15 protein-coding genes are annotated in these 17,285 nt (G+C 48.9%); 4 read left to right on the top strand and 11 right to left on the bottom strand.

Annotation, left to right across the window (positions count from 1 at the left end; genetic code table 11):
• The first annotated feature begins 224 nt into the window (after positions 1–224).
• The 3 genes from I3X05_RS06170 (at position 225) to I3X05_RS06160 (ending at position 4,592) form a co-directional block, all read left to right on the top strand.
• Positions 225–1,100 (top strand): AEC family transporter, encoded by an 876-nt coding sequence (locus tag I3X05_RS06170; protein WP_045571482.1) that lies wholly within the window; start codon positions 225–227, stop codon positions 1,098–1,100.
• Positions 1,101–1,389: 289 nt separating this feature from the next.
• Positions 1,390–3,102 (top strand): putative bifunctional diguanylate cyclase/phosphodiesterase, encoded by a 1,713-nt coding sequence (locus tag I3X05_RS06165; RefSeq protein ID WP_045571481.1) that lies wholly within the window; start codon positions 1,390–1,392, stop codon positions 3,100–3,102.
• Between the two features lie 143 nt (positions 3,103–3,245).
• Positions 3,246–4,592 carry a GGDEF domain-containing protein gene (locus I3X05_RS06160; RefSeq protein ID WP_226972705.1) on the top strand — a complete coding sequence of 449 codons (1,347 nt, stop codon included), beginning with the start codon at positions 3,246–3,248 and terminating at the stop codon, positions 4,590–4,592.
• A gap of 1 nt (position 4,593) precedes the next feature.
• Here I3X05_RS06160 and I3X05_RS06155 read toward each other — a convergent pair whose 3' ends face one another.
• The 11 genes from I3X05_RS06155 to I3X05_RS06105 all read right to left on the bottom strand — a co-directional run bounded on the left by I3X05_RS06155 (position 4,594) and on the right by I3X05_RS06105 (position 15,697).
• Positions 4,594–5,070: a response regulator gene (locus I3X05_RS06155; RefSeq protein WP_045571480.1), complete on the bottom strand. Its 477-nt coding sequence runs from the start codon at positions 5,068–5,070 to the stop codon at positions 4,594–4,596.
• Positions 5,039–6,397: an ATP-binding protein gene (locus I3X05_RS06150; RefSeq protein WP_045571479.1), complete on the bottom strand. Its 1,359-nt coding sequence runs from the start codon at positions 6,395–6,397 to the stop codon at positions 5,039–5,041. Before I3X05_RS06150 ends, I3X05_RS06155 begins: the two co-directional genes overlap by 32 nt.
• 3 nt (positions 6,398–6,400) lie before the next feature.
• Positions 6,401–7,819: an SLC13 family permease gene (locus I3X05_RS06145; RefSeq protein ID WP_193157393.1), complete on the bottom strand. Its 1,419-nt coding sequence runs from the start codon at positions 7,817–7,819 to the stop codon at positions 6,401–6,403.
• 210 nt (positions 7,820–8,029) lie between these two features.
• Entirely contained in the window at positions 8,030–8,503 is a 474-nt protein-coding gene (locus tag I3X05_RS06140) for a DUF2947 domain-containing protein (protein WP_045571477.1), read from the bottom strand.
• A gap of 9 nt (positions 8,504–8,512) precedes the next feature.
• Complete coding sequence (locus I3X05_RS06135; RefSeq protein WP_045571476.1) at positions 8,513–9,100, bottom strand: HD domain-containing protein; 588 nt, start codon at positions 9,098–9,100, stop codon at positions 8,513–8,515.
• A gap of 2 nt (positions 9,101–9,102) precedes the next feature.
• Complete coding sequence (gene rimJ / locus I3X05_RS06130; RefSeq protein ID WP_045571611.1) at positions 9,103–9,678, bottom strand: ribosomal protein S5-alanine N-acetyltransferase; 576 nt, start codon at positions 9,676–9,678, stop codon at positions 9,103–9,105.
• A 5-nt stretch (positions 9,679–9,683) separates the two neighbouring features.
• Positions 9,684–11,222, bottom strand: coding sequence for a transcriptional regulator TyrR (gene tyrR, locus I3X05_RS06125; RefSeq protein WP_045571475.1), 1,539 nt, complete (start codon positions 11,220–11,222; stop codon positions 9,684–9,686).
• Between the two features lie 86 nt (positions 11,223–11,308).
• The gene (locus I3X05_RS06120; protein ID WP_045571474.1) at positions 11,309–12,343 is read right to left on the bottom strand and encodes a YcjF family protein; all 1,035 of its coding nucleotides are present in this window, start codon (positions 12,341–12,343) and stop codon (positions 11,309–11,311) included.
• Positions 12,340–13,716: a YcjX family protein gene (locus I3X05_RS06115; RefSeq protein ID WP_045571473.1), complete on the bottom strand. Its 1,377-nt coding sequence runs from the start codon at positions 13,714–13,716 to the stop codon at positions 12,340–12,342. The genes I3X05_RS06120 and I3X05_RS06115 overlap by 4 nt, the downstream gene beginning before the upstream one ends.
• 143 nt (positions 13,717–13,859) lie before the next feature.
• Complete coding sequence (locus I3X05_RS06110; protein WP_039425995.1) at positions 13,860–14,045, bottom strand: hypothetical protein; 186 nt, start codon at positions 14,043–14,045, stop codon at positions 13,860–13,862.
• A gap of 128 nt (positions 14,046–14,173) precedes the next feature.
• Positions 14,174–15,697: a fumarate hydratase gene (locus I3X05_RS06105; protein WP_045571472.1), complete on the bottom strand. Its 1,524-nt coding sequence runs from the start codon at positions 15,695–15,697 to the stop codon at positions 14,174–14,176.
• A 163-nt stretch (positions 15,698–15,860) separates the two neighbouring features.
• Here I3X05_RS06105 and pabB point away from each other — a divergent pair, with 163 nt between their 5' ends.
• Positions 15,861–17,261: an aminodeoxychorismate synthase component 1 gene (gene pabB, locus I3X05_RS06100; protein WP_045571471.1), complete on the top strand. Its 1,401-nt coding sequence runs from the start codon at positions 15,861–15,863 to the stop codon at positions 17,259–17,261.
• Positions 17,262–17,285: the final 24 nt, after the last annotated feature.

The raw sequence follows: 17,285 nt of genomic DNA, 5'->3' as shown, positions 1-17,285 counted from the left end.
AATAAACACGAGTTTTGCAACCTCAGTGAGAAGAGATTTTGAAGTGGAGATAATCAACTAATTGAAAAGGGTAAATAGTGACAAGCTCAATTTGAGAAAAAGCCAATAACCACAAATAAATAGTGCAATTTATCGTGGTTTTACATCATGTTTTTTTACTTTTTCGCATGACGAATCGTATTCGTACTGTTAGCTTGGAAAAAATATCGATTCGAGAACCTTTAATGCTTGTCAAAGTTTTTAGCATCCTCTTCCCCGTGTTTTCCTTAGCAGGCGTAGGGTTTGCCGTTGGTCGCTTTCTAAAACCCGATTTTAAGCCGATCAACCGCATTAATATGGATGTTTTCCTGCCCGCTTTGGTGTTCTCGTCATTGGCTACCATGCCGCTGGATGCAAATCAACTACCACTGATTTATGCGTCCGTCATCGCCGTCTTGGTTCCAGGGTTAGTGATGGTACCCGTGTGCCGCTTTTACCACTTATCCTTTAAAACTTGGGCGCCACCGCATATGTTTCGCAATAGCGGCAATCTGGCCATTCCACTGTTTAGCTACACTTTTGGTGCAGCAGCTCAATCCAGTGCCGTGTTGCTGTTTGTGATGTCTGCGTGCATCCATATTAGCCTTGGATTGGCACTCTTGAGTAAAGGCAATTCACTGCTGCACATTTTCCGAATGCCGGTATTTATCGCCGCTTTTGCTGCGGTCACTTGTAACCTGAGCGGCATATTCGTCTGGCAACCATTGTTAGAAGCTTCCTCCTTACTCGGGCAAGCGGCCGTACCAGTGATGCTGCTGTCACTCGGTGCACAGATGGTGAATCTTAAGCTGGACGGGCTCAAAGTCGGCGTGATCTCCACACTTCAGTCTTTGTTCACGGGCCTAATCGCCTTCGTGCTTATCTATTACTTTGTACCGTTGCCACCGCTACAGATGCAGATGATGGTCCTTTTTACTATGCTGCCTGCAGCAGTGATGAACTACTTATTCGCAGAACGGTTTCATATTGAGCCCGAAAAAGTGGCTTCGATTGTATTGTTTGGCAACTTTTTCAGTCTGTTCACTTTGCCTGCACTGTTGTGGTTTGCACTGACAATTTAAAATTTAGTGAGTACTTTTCAATTATATTGACAATAAAATCAGAGAAAACCTGCCGCCGATTTAAATTAGAGTGCATTCGTTATTATTCGGTAACACCAATTGAATAGGTTAAATACTCTAATTATAATCGCGCCCTTGATGACTCTTTCATCACCTCGTGCACATTGACACAATTTATAAAAAATTCACTAGTAGTCAGCGCGGGTTTAGTGTAATTAAATCAAGACGAAACGAGATTGAATGCCTTTTTCTGTCCTAAAGAGAGATCAGATTGAGCAGTACTCAAATTATGGATATAACACCGAACCCAGACAAAATCAGCGACGATTTTGATCACATTCTTGAACGACGCTTTATGCATATTTTTGATGTATTTAGTGAAGGTCTGTTCCATATGGACGAACAAGGCATAATGGTGTTTTACAATCACCAATTTTACGAGCAATTCGGTATCACTACTGGCGTGATTGAACTCGACGCTTGGCTCGAGATCGTCCACCCCTTAGACAGAGTACGTCTCTCATCCAAAGTGGATGAGCATCTTGGATCGGTCGATTCACGCGTGACGACGGAATATCGCGTGCGTAAACCCAATGGCCAATACGTTTGGATTGAAGGCACAGCAGTGACCCGTCACTCCAAACATGGCAGTTTCATGGTTGGTAGCCATAAAGACATATCAGAACGCAAGTTGATGGAAAGTTACATCCATCAAGTCGCCTTTCACGATAATGCTTCTGGCATGGCCAATCGCAGCCGATTACTACTAGACGTTGAAGAGTTCTCTCGCTCGACGACTTTGCCCTATTCCCTGATTTATATACAGATAGAAGAGATCAAATCATACTTAAGTCACTACGGAGCCGAAATCCTCAATCACGTGGTGCACAGTATGCTGACAGCGGTGAGCCATCTTCCAGGGCAAGTCAGCAAGCTTTATCGGGTCAGCGATGACGACTTTGCCATCATGATTGAAGGCAATTTTACCGATCGCCAACTCACCAACATCTGCGAGAAGATCAAAGCGCGTTATCACGATGCGGTGATGGAACAAGGGCAATTGCTTGGCTGTGGCATTAGTATGGGAATTTACCCCAAATTAAACGCCATTTTCAGCGCCGAAGAGATCTTGCGCAAAGCAACCCGAACCAGCCAGTTTGCCAGCAAGAAAAAGGCCAATCGCATCGCGGTCTACAGCGCAACCACCCAGCAAGTGGTGGATCGCTTTTTCTATATTGAGCAAGGTCTTAAAGAGGCGATTGAGTCGCAATCCTTAACGGTAAAGTTCCAGCCGATTGTCTGCGCCAACAGTTTAGAAGTCGCCAGCTTTGAAAGTTTGGTTCGCTGGCGCAGCGCAGAGTTTGGCGAAATATACCCAGACGAATTTATTCCGGTCGCGGAAAACAAGGGGCTCATTGTCGACCTTGGCTATTTTGTCTTGCGTAAAGCGTGTGAGTTCATTCGCGATTACAACCAGCGCCATCAGCGTAATACTCGGGTTAACGTTAACGTTTCCGTGCTGCAACTGCTCAACAGCAGCTTTCCCAGCCGAGTAAGCGAGATTGTCAGCGAATATCAACTCGCCCCTAAAACCCTAGTCATCGAACTGACTGAAACACTGATCCTCGATAACAATCTCTTGGCGATTGAACAGTTAAAACAGTTGGCAGAATTGGGGTTTAATCTCTCGCTCGACGATTTTGGTTCAGGGTACAGCTCGCTCAACACCTTCTTTGACTTGCCAATGAGCCAAATCAAAATCGACAAGTCAATGGCATGGCGAACGGTCACTAACAGTGATTCAAAACAGTACTTGGCCTTTTTAATAAAACTGTGCCAGAAAAACAAAATCGATGTGGTGATTGAAGGGATCGAAACCCCCGAAATGTATAAAGTATTTCGTAAAATGGGCGCAACCTATCTGCAAGGATATTGGTTCTCGAAACCCCTATCGATTGCCTCTGCCAGCCGCTACACGCTCGCCCCGATGTCTGATAACTAAGGCTTTATGCCTGAACTTACTCGCCGCTGCGCACGAGTTCCGTCACTAATAACCAGCAAGTGAACTCAATCTCATTTTTCCTTCCTGTCATAAAAACTTAATTCAAAGTGTCTGGATGGCGTTTTTTTCGGCAGATACTATGCATGCGTTGTGGTTGGTGCACGGGCATTATGGTTCTCTATTATTCAGGGGTCTCCCCTTCTAAAGCGACGGTTGAATTCAGAAGCCTGCTACTCATGGTGGCGGTGATTTTTCTCTTTAACACGCCAATGAACTACATCAAACAAGAAAAGTTGCAGAGCCTGTCGAGCCAGCTTGGTGAAACCGCTGAAACATTAATCTTACGTAAGCAGTTGGTATCCAGTTACCTTTCGCTTCGCTATAGCGAAGTGGTAAAGCAATATGCAACCTATCCCCATCTGTTTGATGACTTGGCTCAGCACCTACTCAGCGAGCAAGATCTGGTGGTTGCTATGCAAGTGGTTAGCAAACTCCCAGAACCAAACTATCGCTATTACGATCGTATTCTTGCCTACAATCGGTTCTACACCAGTAGCCTCAATCAGTCACAGGTGCAGACCTTGCTTGAACCAGAGAAAGGCCATTTTCTCGAATTTGCCCCTATCTACGCTGAGGGTATTTTGCAGGGCTATCTCGTTCTGACCGTCAATCTCAATCTACTGACCAGTGTCGATCAAAAAGACATGCTATTGCTTGGTTTGGATGGCTTTGTCTATTCCAGCTCCTATTTGGGCATCCCGACCTACAGCTATTTGGAAGATACCCACCCAATTTTGCTGCAAGAGCTCAATCGCACTCGCAAACATTCTGGTGCGGTGGAGTATGACGACTTTACGGTGGTCTACCAAAATATCGGTGTGTTAAATGGCAAGGAAAACTTGCTGTTGAAAGTCGTTCGTAATGAGGATCTGCTCCCCAAATATTTCTATCTGTTTTTGCTGCTCATCACCTTAACACTTGGCGTGTCTTACTACTTGTATCGGCTACGCAAAGACAAATCAGAACTGAGAAAGATCACCTATTTAGACGCTCTGTCAGGGCTGCACAATCGTCACTATCTGCTGGAAGTAGAAAAGAAAATCACGCCAAGCAGCCGCTACTTTGTTGGCATGTTGGATATTGACCACTTTAAGTTGATTAATGATCGCTACGGGCATGACATCGGCGATCAGGTGATACGTCGCGTAGCCAACGTGATCAAAAGCCGCATCCGAGTAAGCGACTATGCATTTCGCATCGGCGGAGAGGAGTTTCTCCTGCTGATTCAGACCACCACAGCGGAAGATGCGCGGATTGTCTTGGAACGTATTCGCACCGATATTGAGCAAGCCAACCAAGCACCAAATGTCACCATTTCCGGTGGCTTCTGCTTGCTAAACGGCTCACTGGAAGAATCATTGCGCGTGGCAGACAGTAAGCTTTATGAGGCCAAACACATCGGGCGCAATAATATTCAACCAGCGACCTAATTCATTGGTGTAAGCGCTGCAACACCACCGCCTGATCGAGCTCTTCCTGCCAAGCGCTGTAATCCAAACCCTGATCAAAAATAAACTCCGTGACTAACGTGCGCACACAGTTGACCAAATCCGCTTTTTGCCACGGTTTTTCAAAGTAGCGCACAATCCCGGCGGAATTGATTGCAGCAATGGTGTCGCTGTGAGTTGCTTGCCCGGTGAGCAATATTTTTTTTGTCTGCCGAAAACGCGCATCACTGTGCATTTCCCGTAGCAGTTCTACGCCTGTCATGCCGGGCATCACATGATCGGAAATCACCACGGCAACAAACTCGCCATCGGCATCCAACTCGTCAATCAGATCCAACGCTTCATTTCCCGATTCACACTCTTCAATATTCAGCCAAGACGATAACGTTTCTAGATCTTGCGAGACGGCATTTAATACCTCACGCTGATCATCCACGCAAATGAGATTCAGTTTCTCCATGATTTCCCTCCACTGGCAGTTTCACTCTGAAAATGGTCGCTTCTTGGTTGCTTTTCACCGCAATCGACCCACCTAACCCAGTCACAATTCGCCGCACAATGGCCAGCCCTAGGCCCAAACCAAACGACAGCCCACCTTTCTTCGTGGTGAAATTCGGCTGAAAAATTTTGCGTCGAGTCGCTTCATCCAACTCAGGGCCGTTGTTTGCAATCGTCACCAAAATCTTATTGCCATCCTGGCGCACACGGATGTCAAGCGCAGGCTCTGGCGTCATCGACATAGCGTCACAGGCATTTTTGATGATGTTGACCCACACTTGCACCAATTCTGTATCGGAGGCCCAAATAGTGTCGACATTAGATGGGCGCAGACGAACGTCTACTCGACGTAAATCACTTTGCAACAGCGCCAATGCCTGGTTAACTGTATCATTCACATTCACTTTGGTGATGCGATCGGCATCGGTACGGCCAAGCTGTTTCACCGATTTAACAATCGCCACCGCATGACGCGAAGCCAAACGCAGATCATGCAAATCGCAGCCAATGCTCCAGTAACGGATGGCCTCATCGGGGTTGTTTAACCAATGGGCGTTCAGCATGCCATACGGCAGCGCTTTGGCGAGCGCCTTCGCCTGATTGCGCTCAATCGAGTATGTTTGCTCTAGCAGCTTGGCGCAGTTTCTCGCCTCACTGGTCGGGACACTTTGTCCCTGCAATAAGCCGAAATCAAAAAATTGACTCGCCTCGGGATGCTGCTCTTGCAGCAATTGCATGATGATACTTTCAAGGCGCTGCGACTTACTGCTAACTACGCCAATCGCGTTGTTTAGCTCATGAGCAAGACCTGCCGCCAACTGGCCTAAGGTGGTCATTTGCTCTGCCATATGCAGCCGCTGCAAGGCTTTCTCTTTAGCCACGGCTTCTTGTGTCAATCGTCTTTGCCTGCGTGACAACTCATTGACAATCACAGGCATAAATTGGCTGGTTAACGGGCCATGCTGCTCGCTGTCGATGGCCGTTGTGCGCCGGTCAATCCATGCCAAGGTAGAATCTGTCTTTGCAACCACCGTTGAAGAAGCCGTCCACGTCCCTGAGAAAAAACTGTGCACGCCAATAAACGCACCGGGAGAGGCAGAGAATATCCGCGTCTGCTTATTTTCACCTAGCTCAGTGTAAAACCCTTCCAGTTCACCTGACTTAACCAGATAGAGGCGGTCATTATGGCCATTTTGCATAATGATCACCGACCCTGCGCCCGCAGTTACCTGACGTAGCGGGTCGGTGAAATAGCGTTCAACTAAGGCTTCAAGCTTTGTCATGTACATCGCTTAACCAATGTGTCCTACTGCGTGGAGTACCCAAACCATGACAAAGCTGAGCAATACCCCGACCACTCCGAGTACCACGCCCACTTTGGCCATTTGACTACTCTGCACATTGCCTGTCGCATGTGCCAACGCGTTTGGTGGTGTACTGATTGGCAAAGACATCCCCAGTGATGCCGCGAACGTGACCACCAGAATTAAGGTCACTTCGCCGCCGAGTTCATTGAGTGACGCCATTGACGTGCCAAGCGCAGCCATAATCGGCATCAGTAAGTTAGCCGTGGCGGTATGCGACATAAAGTTCGCCATTGCAAGACAAAGAAACGCCGCGCCAAACAACACCACCAGAGGTGAGAACAGGTCAAACGGAATGCTCTGCACCACCAGCGCAGCAAGGCCAGTTTTGTCCAATGCAAGGCCAAGGGCGATACCGCCCGAAACCAGCCAGAGCACATCCCAAGAGATCTTTTTCAGATCTTCTTTATTGATAATGCCAGTGATAGAGAAAATAGCGACCGGGATAAGCGCGACTGTGTATGAGTTCATCCCATGCGCAGAGCCCATCAGCCAGAGCAAAATGGTGAGGCCAAAGGTCACGTAAACCACGATTGCTTTCGGCGTTTTCAGAAACTTACCTTTGATCGATAACTCGATTTTTGGCGTTTCTGCCGGGAAGAGTTTGCTGATCAACAGCCAAGCTAACGCCATCATAATCACCACAAATGGGACGCCAAACATCATCCACTCCCCAAAGGTAATGAGGTTGTCACCGACCAGATATTTCAGAGCAATAGCATTAGGCGGAGTGCCAATCGGGGTGCCAATACCACCGATGTTGGCGGCGACCGGAATGCACAGCGCAAACGCAACCCGACCAGGATCTTTCGGCCCAAACACGGCGATGACCGGCGTTAAGATGGAGAGCATCATGGCCGTTGTGGCGGTGTTTGACATAAACATTGAGAAAATGGCGGTGATCAACATGAGCCCTAGCATCACAAACTTAGGATCTTGACCAAAAGGCTTGAGCAGTACCCTTGCTAGGTTGACATCCAAACGATACTTAGTTGCCGCCATCGCTAGGAAGAAACCGCCTAAAAACAGCATGATGATCGGGCTGGCAAAGGTCGCCATGATTTCGTTGTAGGAGAGTAGCTTGCCAAACTGTGCGCTCCCTTCTCCAACGCGAAACAGATACAAGCCTTTGTTCGAGACCAACAACAGTTCTAACACGATGATCACAACTGAGGTGGCATAAATAGGGATCGGCTCAAATACCCAGCATAGAGCGGCTAACAGGAAGATAGCAATAACGCGTTGCTGCACCAACGTCATGCCTTCAAAGGGGAAAGACGAGAGTGGTAAGAGCAAAACAATCGCTGGAATGAGGATAGGGATAATGTACTTAAGGTATTGACGCATAAACAACTTCTCTTCCTGAGATTCGACAACCACCGCTAGAGTTTAAACTCTATCAGGACCGAAGTTGAATTATCGCCTTTTTCTGACTCAAGGTTTTTGGGGTTAGATCAATGAATAACAAATCCTCGCGAAAAACTTGTTACATATGTGTCAGTGCTCACTATCCGAATAAAAAAAGCAGCGTTTTCACACTGCTTTCTCCTAAAGCTTTTATCTGCGCTCACCCAGTTTGACCGTTCCATTGGTCGAAAACCACAGCGCTTGGTTTCGGCGTCGCCCGAGCAAAATTGGGCCATCGTCGTAAAAAAGAAAATTCTTCCAATGTTTACGGAAAGTACTCCACTTAGTCTCGATGATGTTGTACTTCTCGTAGCAAAAATAGACAGTAACGTCATCTTGCCAATCGATATGCTGCAAAATGGCATCGGGTAACTGGGGATCATCGGCTTCCCAAGCCGCCATCCAATCAATTTCCTCTAGCCAATTGCTAGCTTTCATTGGCCAATCTTGGCTACTAAGACGCTCAGCGTCCGGGCTTTGCGGGCTGATATTCTCTTTCCAAAATTGCGCCGCTCTTGCCTGACTCATTGGTCGGATATGCATCAGTTCGTCTTGCGGCACCGGCATCGACTGGTGAGTAAAAATCCATTTCCTTTGGTATTCATCCAAAGCTAAATAAGACATTCATCTTCCTTACGCTTTTAACCACCCATTTTGGGTCGCTTGTTCAATAATTTCTTGCGCTTTTTCCCACAAAGCGTGAGAACCAAGCTCAATTTTTCGGTTAATCGTTAGAGCTTGCTCGCGTGTAACGCCATGTTCACGCCAACTCTGCCCTTGATTGTGAAAATTGAGCAACATGGGAATCAGCCTATCCAACGCTTTAGCAAATTTGGCCTCTGCACTTTGCGCCTCTTCAAACTCATGCCACAACGCTGAGAGCTCATCGCGCTGATCGTCAGGCAACATTCCAAACAGACGCTGCGCCGCAGCCAACTCTTTTTCTGCTTGCTGCTCTGAAGCTGCGGCATCATAAACAAAGGTGTCGCCCGCATCAATCTCCACCACATCATGCAGCAGCAACATTTTCACCACGCGACTAATATCCACTGGCTCATTAGCGTGTTCTGCAAACAACAATGCCATTAGAGCAACATGCCAGCTGTGTTCGGCGCTGTTTTCTAACCGCGTATCCGCGCTTTTCACCCGTGTGCGGCGCAAAACCGATTTGAGCTTGTCTAACTCCATCAGCAGCGCCAACTGTTTTTCCATTCTTTGCATGCTTAGCTCCGTGGCGACCAGTCTTGGTGGGTCATCGACATCAAGACATGATCGCGCCATTCGCCATCAATCAACAAGTAGTCTTGCGCGTACCCTTCTCTGACAAAACCCAGCGCTTTGAGTACCGCTTCACTACGCTGATTGTGAGGCATGTAAGCCGCTTGAATACGATGCATATTCTGTATTTTGAACATGTACTCGCAAGCGAGTTTGAGCCCTCGACGCATGTAGCCTTTCCCTTGTGCACTTTCGGCCAGTGAATAGCCGACCGAACAGGCGTGAAAAGGGAAACGGGAGACATTGCTAAAAGAGATGGTGCCCAGCATTTGCTGCGTTTCATCATCGATTAACAAACAGTAAAAACCCAAATTCATGCGATGCAGTTCTTCCAGTTTGATGAGCTTTTTTGTCCACCCTTCGACGGTGAAAAACTCCTCTTCTCGCACTGGCTCCCACGGTTTGAGAAATGCACGGTTATTCTGAAAATAGTGGGTAATCATCTGCGCGTCCGCAATCGTCGCCGTGCGTAACGTAAATTCTTGTTCTGTTTTATTTAAACCTAACTGACTCTCTTCCATCATGGTTAATTTTTTCTTATTCCGTAATCCCTGAGTTTGTTGGCAATCGAGGTGTGTGACACATTCAGCCGTTTTGCCAGTTTGCGACTGGATGGGAATGATTGATAGAGACGCTCAAGCACCTGAGCTTCGTAATCGCGCATAATGTCATCAAGAGAGCCATCTAAGTTCAGTTGTGTCGCCGTCCCTGCCACCGTTTGCGGCTGAGGTAAGTGGAAATATTCCGCTTTCAGCTCTTCCTCTTCCATTTCGGTCAACGCACGCAGCACCATGTTATCCAATTGGCGCATATTGCCAGGCCACTGATAAGCCATCAGCTCATCCAATAGCCCCTCTTCATAGCTCGGCTTGCGAATGGCCAGCTTCTGCGCATGTTTGGCGACAAACAGATCCAGCAGAGCAGCAATGTCATTCGAACGGCTACGCAAAGGCGGAATGGTCAAGGTGAGGACATTCAGCCGATAGAAGAGATCTTCACGAAACGAACCTGCTTCGGCTAACGCTGATAATTGATGCTTGGTTGAGGCGATGATGCGTACATCCACATGCATTTCATCTTCGGCGCCAACGCGGCGAAAGTTGCCATCTTGCAAAAAGCGCAGCAGCTTGATTTGCAAGTGAGGGCTCATCTCACCAATTTCATCTAAAAAGACCGTACCACCGTTGGCTTGCTCGAAAATGCCTTTGTGCCCTTGTTGGTGGTTAAACGAGCCCGGAGCGTGACCGAAGAGTTCGGTTTCTGCGACATCATCGGGCATCGAAGCGCAACTGAGCACGAGAAATGGCTTGCCTGCGCGATTGGAACGGTTGTGGCACGCTTTCGCCAGCATCTCTTTGCCCGTGCCTGTTTCGCCTTCAATCAGCAGTGGCTGATCGAGCATGGCTAACTTTTTCGCTTGGCTGATGAGCGCTTTATGACGATTGGACACACCGACAAAATGTTCAAATCCAAGCTCATTATGCAGCGGTAGCGTATCACCGACGACGTTGTTCGCTTTGACACTACGGATCATCACGACCGTACTGGCGAAGGTAGACTCTTTGGCTTCATCTTGAATATACACTGGCATAAATTCCAGCATGTAATCCAAGCCATCAATCACCATGTTTTCCCGCTGTCGGTTGCCTTCCGACCAACGACTGAATTTGAGATTGGGCAGCAAAGTGCTGATGGGGGCACCGATCACCTCTTTTTCGCTTTTGCCAATCAGCGCCAGAGCCGCTCGGTTGGCCATATCGACCGCACCTTTGACATCCATCGCCAGCACAGGATCGGGCAGATTGTTGACCAGTGAGATCAGTTCCGTGTTGTGCCGTTCCATCGGCATAAACTGGATCTTCCGCACGTCTTTCACACCAGAAATGCGACGAATCTCGGCCATAAGCAAGCTGAAAGTATCAAAATCGATGTCGGGACAATTGAGGTAGATGATGCCGCTGATATCAATTTCGATCCCCCGCAGGTCGATGTTTTTTGATACCAGAATATCAAGCAGCTCTCGGGTTAGGCCGAGTCTGTCTTCGCAAAAGACTTCAAGACGCACAGATTATCCTAATTCATACTGTCACGAAAAGTTGACAGTAGTTTCTACCAAGCTTGGTCTACCGTCAAGCTAACCATAAAGAAAGCTTAAGGTTTGAGAGCGAGAGAAGCGACTTTAGTGATGATTTCCTTGCGAATCGCCGAGAGTTTCACTTGCGTCTGCGGCTGCCACGGAATGGGCCGCAGCAGCGCCATCGCTTTTAAGCCAAGCCTTGCGGTCAAAATGCCCACACCGACGCCTTGCCCAGCACGCGCAGATAGCTTACCCGCAAGATCCATCGACATCAGATCGACGCCTGCATCAATCGCCAACTCGCTTGCCCCAGCTAAAGCCATGTTTGCCAGCACGAGACGCAGAAGCTGGATGCGAGAGGCGTAGCCCAACTCCACACCATACACTTGCGACAAGTTATCAATCATCTTGAAATTGCGCCAAGCCACCAGCAGCATGTCAGCTAAAGCCAAAGGGCTAATCGCCACCAACGCCGCCGATTCGGTGGCGTGACGCGAGACCAGCTGCATTGCCAACTTGTCTTGCTGGGTAACGACCATCGCATCGTACATCTGCACCACTTCGGCATCACTGTGAGTGGGGTTAACGCTGTTGCGCCAACGATCGTATGCAGGGTTTTCAGCGGGGATACCACTTTGCCGTGCCATATCCTGACAAAACGCTTTACCCTTGCCCACACCGTCACTGGAGAGCAGTTGCTCGGCTTGCTGTTGCGAACTAAAAAGGTGGCGCAATTTGCGCAGCTTCCATAGCTCTTTCGCTATCGCAGACAACCCAAGCCCGGCCAGTAAGGAGAGAAATGCTGACCAGCCTAAGGTAAGCCAATCCCCCGCTTGCAGTGCCGTCAGCAGCGTATCCACCGCCTGCCAGCCCACCAAGCCAGCGAAGGCACTAAATAGCCCGCCAAACCACCAGCGACGCGACGATGACGGACGGATAACCTCGGCCAATTGCAATTCAGCCGATTGCTCTTCTTGCGCCGTTTCATTGGCGGCAGGAACAAATGTTTCTGCCGCGGTAAACTGTTGCTGCGCAGTTAGCTCGGGCTGCTGAGGATCAGCAGAAAAGCGGGTTTGCTCAAAAACGTGTTTGGGTTTGAAATCACTCATTGCAGTTTATCTCCCAGCAAAAACTCTAACGCTTTGTCGAGGCGAATATGTGGTAGCGGCTCTTGCCAATCGGCAGACAGAGGACGAAAAGCGGTGAAATCAAAGCCACTGCGCTGCCAAAAATCGCCATCAGGGATCTTCTTTGGCACTTCACCCGGAAACAGCGTCAGCGAACGTCCATCCAGAGTGTGACCTTGAATGGCGGGCACACTTTCACTGCCATTGGCGATGAAACCCGCCTGCGTGGCACGCACCGACGCCATGGAAATACAGCTGATCTCGATGTTTTCATAAGCGGCGGTTTGCCAAGCTGGATGCACCATCTGTTGCAGCAAAGAGACTAAATTTGCATGTTGATCCGGCGTTATGTGGTCTGTTTTGGTGGCGGCAAACAGCACTTTGTCGATTTTGGGGGCAAAAAGACGTTTGAGCAGCCCACTTCTACCATAGCGGAAACTCTTCATGATCTGCTCAAGTGCCTCGCGCATGTCATAAAACGACTCACTCCCCGCGTTGAGCGGCTGCAGGCAATCCACCAGCACAATTTGGCGATCAAAGGTGGCAAAATAGTGCTTGTAAAAGCCTTTGACGACTTTCTGCTGATACTCTTGGTAGCGCTTTTTCAACATATCTATGTTGCTATTTTTCTTCACCTCGGCTGCTGCGTCGAAACGGCAAGGGAAAAACTGCAGCACAGGTGCGCCAGCCAGTTCACCCGGTAAAACAAAGCGTCCCGGTTGCACCCAATGTAACCCAGCCTCTTTGCAACGGTGCAAATAATCGGTGTAGCTTTCGGAGAGTTGCTGCAACTGTTTCTCATTGACGTCGCCCTCAAGATCGAGCTCCGCCAACTTATTTAGCCAATCTTGCGCCAGTTTAGCACGTTGCCCTTTTAAAGCGGCAAATTGACTGTTTGACCAAGCGTTAAAGTCCAGCTCAAGCAGAGGCAAGTCCAACAACCATTCACCGGGGTAATCGATAATGTCGAGATGTAAGACCGAGGTTTTACCGAGTAATTTCCGGCTGCGTTTTTGTGGGCGATATTTGATCGCTAAGCGAATTTCGCTCACATCCCGCGTAGGCTGCGGCCACTGCGGCGTCGCTTGACAAATGTGCTCCATCGCTTCGTCATAGGCGAATCTGGGCACCATCATGTTACTTTGTGGCTCGCGCCTTGCGCCAATCAGGCGTTTGTCTTGAGCGCAACTCAGCAAAGGTAAATTGTCGTGAGTCGAGGTGTGCAGCAGTTGATTGACTAAGGACGTGATAAACGCCGTTTTGCCAGCACGCGACAAGCCTGTCACGGCGACGCGCAAATGTGAATCCAAGCTGCGATGGATGAGGTCATTCACTTCGCGGGTAATGTTCTTCATTTTTTCTTTAGCTCCTCGCGATTAGCCGTGGCTTTACGCCGATTAAAATCTGATTGCGCACCATAACGTTATCAATATTAATCGCAAATGAACAAAAAAGCCTCTGATAAAAATCAGAGGCTTACAGGGACAATCACGAAGATTTAGTCGTCTTCGATCAGTTTGTAGATAACAAACAGAGCAATTTCTAAGATCAGCCACAGTACGCAAGTGACGGTAACGTATTTGTCGTTAAAGATGCTGATGCCATTAAGAATCAGATCGTAACCGATCAAACCACCGACAACGACAGCCAAAATGATTTGTAGAATTTGAATAAAACGAGGCATTGAGCTCTCCTGATCAGATTGTGCGGATATCCAAGCCATATGGAACCCGTTTGCTAGTAAGACAAAGTGCAGCTTGCGCTGCACTTGTGTCAAATAGGACCCAGTGAAATCAGTCCTTTGTCACATTCTTACTGGTGCAAATCCATTTCCTGAATTTTCACTTTCCAAGTATCTGGACCGATTTGGTGCGCATTGGCACCACTTGAATCAACCGCCACGGTGACAGGCATGTCTTGTACGTCAAACTCGTAAATCGCTTCCATGCCAAGATCTTCAAACGCAACCACACGCGCTTTCTTGATTGCTTTCGCCACCAAATAAGCGGCACCGCCCACAGCCATCAAGTATACCGCTTTGTGGTTTTTGATTGATTCAACGGTTGCAGGGCCGCGTTCCGCTTTACCAATCATGCCCATAATGCCCGTTTCATCGAGCATCATGTCGGTGAACTTATCCATACGTGTTGACGTTGTCGGGCCTGCTGGGCCAACCACTTCATCACCCACCGCATCCACCGGGCCAACGTAGTAGATAAACTTACCTTTGAGATCAACCCCTTCAGGTAAACCTTCGCCGTTTTGCAGCATGGTTTGAATGCGTTTGTGCGCAGCATCGCGGCCAGTGAGGATCTTGCCTGACAACAGCAAGGTTTCCCCTGTTTTCCACTGCTGAACCTCTTCTTTAGTTACGGTATCGAGATTGACACGACGCGCACTTGCGCCCGCATCCCAAGTGATGTCTGGCCACTCTTCCAATTTCGGCGGGGTAAGCTCTGCGGGGCCACTGCCATCAAGGGTGAAATGCACGTGACGCGTAGCGGCGCAGTTCGGGATCATGCACACAGGCTTAGACGCAGCGTGTGTTGGCGCGGTTTTGATTTTTACGTCCACGACCGTGGTCAAACCGCCAAGACCTTGCGCGCCAATACCCAAGCGGTTCACACGGTTGAAAATATCCAAACGCAGATCTTCTTCGGCATTTTGTGGGCCACGCTCAATCAGTTCTTGAATGTCGATGTGCTCCATTAAGGATTCTTTTGCCAGTACCGCCGCTTTCTCAGCCGTACCGCCAATACCAATACCCAGCATGCCCGGTGGGCACCAACCCGCGCCCATCAGCGGCAAGGTTTTCTCCACCCACTCCGCAATATCATCAGATGGGTTGAGCATCACCATCTTGGTTTTGTTCTCAGAGCCACCGCCTTTGGCCGCGATTTGAATCTCGACTTTATCACCCGGAACCATATTGATATGCACGACCGCTGGAGTGTTATCTTTGGTGTTGATACGCTTTCCTGCTGGATCCATCAGCACCGACGCACGCAATGGGTTGTCTGGGTTGGTGTAGGCTTGACGCACGCCTTCATCGACCATCTGCTGTACCGTCATTTCAGTGGAATCCCACTGCACACCCATGCCAATGTTAACAAAACAGGTCACGATACCCGTGTCCTGACAGATAGGACGCTTGCCTTCCGCCGACATACGTGAGTTGATCAGAATTTGCGCAATCGCGTCTTTCGCGGCTTGGCTTTGTTCACGGTGATAGGCTTTTTCAAGGGCTTGAACGAAATCGAGAGGGTGGTAGTAAGAGATGTATTGGAGTGCGTCAGCGACACTGCTGATCACGTCCTGCGTGCGAATTACTGTCATTGCATGCCTCGTTATAGTTATGCTTCCGTATAACTTATTTAGTGTTCAGCACAAGTTGAGCGGAAAATCGAACAAAATCAATCCGACTTAGTGTTTCATGCTGAGCGAACTAAGTAAGCGAAATTATTTCGTTTTATGATACCCTTGCTTTCCATCACACGCTATGCAGCAATCAAACTCTTTGTCACAAATTAAACAAATGAACAACAGCGATATCAATACCATTGCGGTCAAAGCATTAAGCTATCAATCCGATCTAGCTCAGTCATTATTTTCGCCGATTCAACATCTCCCTTGGGCGATGCTATTGCGTTCTGCGTCCAAGACGCACATGGATAGCCGCTTTGATATTTTGGTCGCCAATCCGCTGGCCACGTTGCAGACCGAAGGGCCACAAACCGTCGTCCGCATTGGTGGCGAAACTCGCTACTATGAAGACGATCCCTTTGCACTGCTGGACCGCTACCAAAATAAGTTATTACCTGCGCTGAGCTTTGACGCAGACTTGCCGTTTGTCGGCGGAGCGCTTGGCTATTTTAGCTATGATCTTGGTCGGCGCATTGAGCAGATGCCGACACTGGCCAGCCAAGATATCACCGCCCCCGACATGGCGGTTGGTCTCTACTCTTGGGCGCTGGTGGTGGATCATCAAACTCAAACGGCTCAACTGGTTGGTGTCAATCCGCAGGCCGCTTGGCAATGGCTCAATGAACAAAGCGCAGCAAAGCAAACGCCGTTTGCCTTGCGCTCTGCATGGCTCTCCAATATGAGCCGTGAGCAGTACCGCTCCAAGTTTGAGCAAGTACAACAGTACTTGCTCAGTGGCGATTGCTACCAGATCAATCTCGCACAACGTTTTTGCGCCGAGTATCAAGGCAGTGAGTGGCAGGCTTATCAAAAACTGGAAAAGAGCAACCAGGCGCCCTTTTCTGCGTTTATTCGTTTGCAGCATGCCGCAATCCTAAGTGTCTCTCCTGAGCGCTTTTTGCAGCTAAAAGAGAATGTGATTGAGACCAAACCGATCAAAGGTACTCGTCCGCGCAGCCTCGATGCAACGCAAGATAAACTAGCCGCACAGGAGCTCGCCAGCGCAGAAAAAGATCAGGCAGAGAACCTGATGATTGTCGATCTTCTGCGCAACGACATCGGCCGAGTGGCGCAACCTGGCAGCGTGCATGTGCCTAAGCTCTTTGACATTGAGAGCTTTCCTGCGGTGCATCATTTAGTGAGCACGATCCGCGCCAAGCTCAATTCGCCCTACACGGCCGCCGATTTACTGCGTGCCTGTTTCCCCGGCGGTTCCATCACTGGCGCGCCCAAAATTCGTGCTATGGAGATCATCGAGGAACTGGAGCCGCATCGTCGCAGTGCCTATTGCGGCAGCATTGGCTATCTCAGCCGTCATGGGCACATGGATACCAGCATCACCATTCGCACTTTAGTGGCCGAGCAAGGCAAATTGTACGCATGGGCGGGCGGCGGCGTGGTGGCAGACAGCCAATGTGAGGCGGAATATCAGGAGACACTCGACAAACTTGGAAAAATACTGCCAATATTAGAGTAACTTCCGCCAACTTTTCATCGAACG

Source organism: Vibrio navarrensis, assembly GCF_015767675.1.
Lineage (GTDB): Bacteria > Pseudomonadota > Gammaproteobacteria > Enterobacterales > Vibrionaceae > Vibrio.
Note: the sequence above shows the minus strand (reverse complement) of the source record. Positions and strands in the feature narration are given on the sequence as shown.

Excerpts from the sequence above, each read along its gene's own strand:
- I3X05_RS06170 (WP_045571482.1), top strand. The coding sequence starts at position 225 with ATGCTTGTCAAAGTTTTTAGCATCCTCTTCCCCGTGTTTTCCTTAGCA.
- I3X05_RS06165 (WP_045571481.1), top strand. The coding sequence starts at position 1,390 with ATGGATATAACACCGAACCCAGACAAAATCAGCGACGATTTTGATCAC.
- I3X05_RS06160 (WP_226972705.1), top strand. The coding sequence starts at position 3,246 with ATGCGTTGTGGTTGGTGCACGGGCATTATGGTTCTCTATTATTCAGGG.
- I3X05_RS06155 (WP_045571480.1), bottom strand. The coding sequence starts at position 5,070 with ATGGAGAAACTGAATCTCATTTGCGTGGATGATCAGCGTGAGGTATTA.
- I3X05_RS06150 (WP_045571479.1), bottom strand. The coding sequence starts at position 6,397 with ATGTACATGACAAAGCTTGAAGCCTTAGTTGAACGCTATTTCACCGAC.
- I3X05_RS06145 (WP_193157393.1), bottom strand. The coding sequence starts at position 7,819 with ATGCGTCAATACCTTAAGTACATTATCCCTATCCTCATTCCAGCGATT.
- I3X05_RS06140 (WP_045571477.1), bottom strand. The coding sequence starts at position 8,503 with ATGTCTTATTTAGCTTTGGATGAATACCAAAGGAAATGGATTTTTACT.
- I3X05_RS06135 (WP_045571476.1), bottom strand. The coding sequence starts at position 9,100 with ATGCAAAGAATGGAAAAACAGTTGGCGCTGCTGATGGAGTTAGACAAG.
- rimJ (WP_045571611.1), bottom strand. The coding sequence starts at position 9,678 with ATGGAAGAGAGTCAGTTAGGTTTAAATAAAACAGAACAAGAATTTACG.
- I3X05_RS06120 (WP_045571474.1), bottom strand. The coding sequence starts at position 12,343 with ATGAGTGATTTCAAACCCAAACACGTTTTTGAGCAAACCCGCTTTTCT.
- I3X05_RS06115 (WP_045571473.1), bottom strand. The coding sequence starts at position 13,716 with ATGAAGAACATTACCCGCGAAGTGAATGACCTCATCCATCGCAGCTTG.
- I3X05_RS06110 (WP_039425995.1), bottom strand. The coding sequence starts at position 14,045 with ATGCCTCGTTTTATTCAAATTCTACAAATCATTTTGGCTGTCGTTGTC.
- I3X05_RS06105 (WP_045571472.1), bottom strand. The coding sequence starts at position 15,697 with ATGACAGTAATTCGCACGCAGGACGTGATCAGCAGTGTCGCTGACGCA.
- pabB (WP_045571471.1), top strand. The coding sequence starts at position 15,861 with ATGCAGCAATCAAACTCTTTGTCACAAATTAAACAAATGAACAACAGC.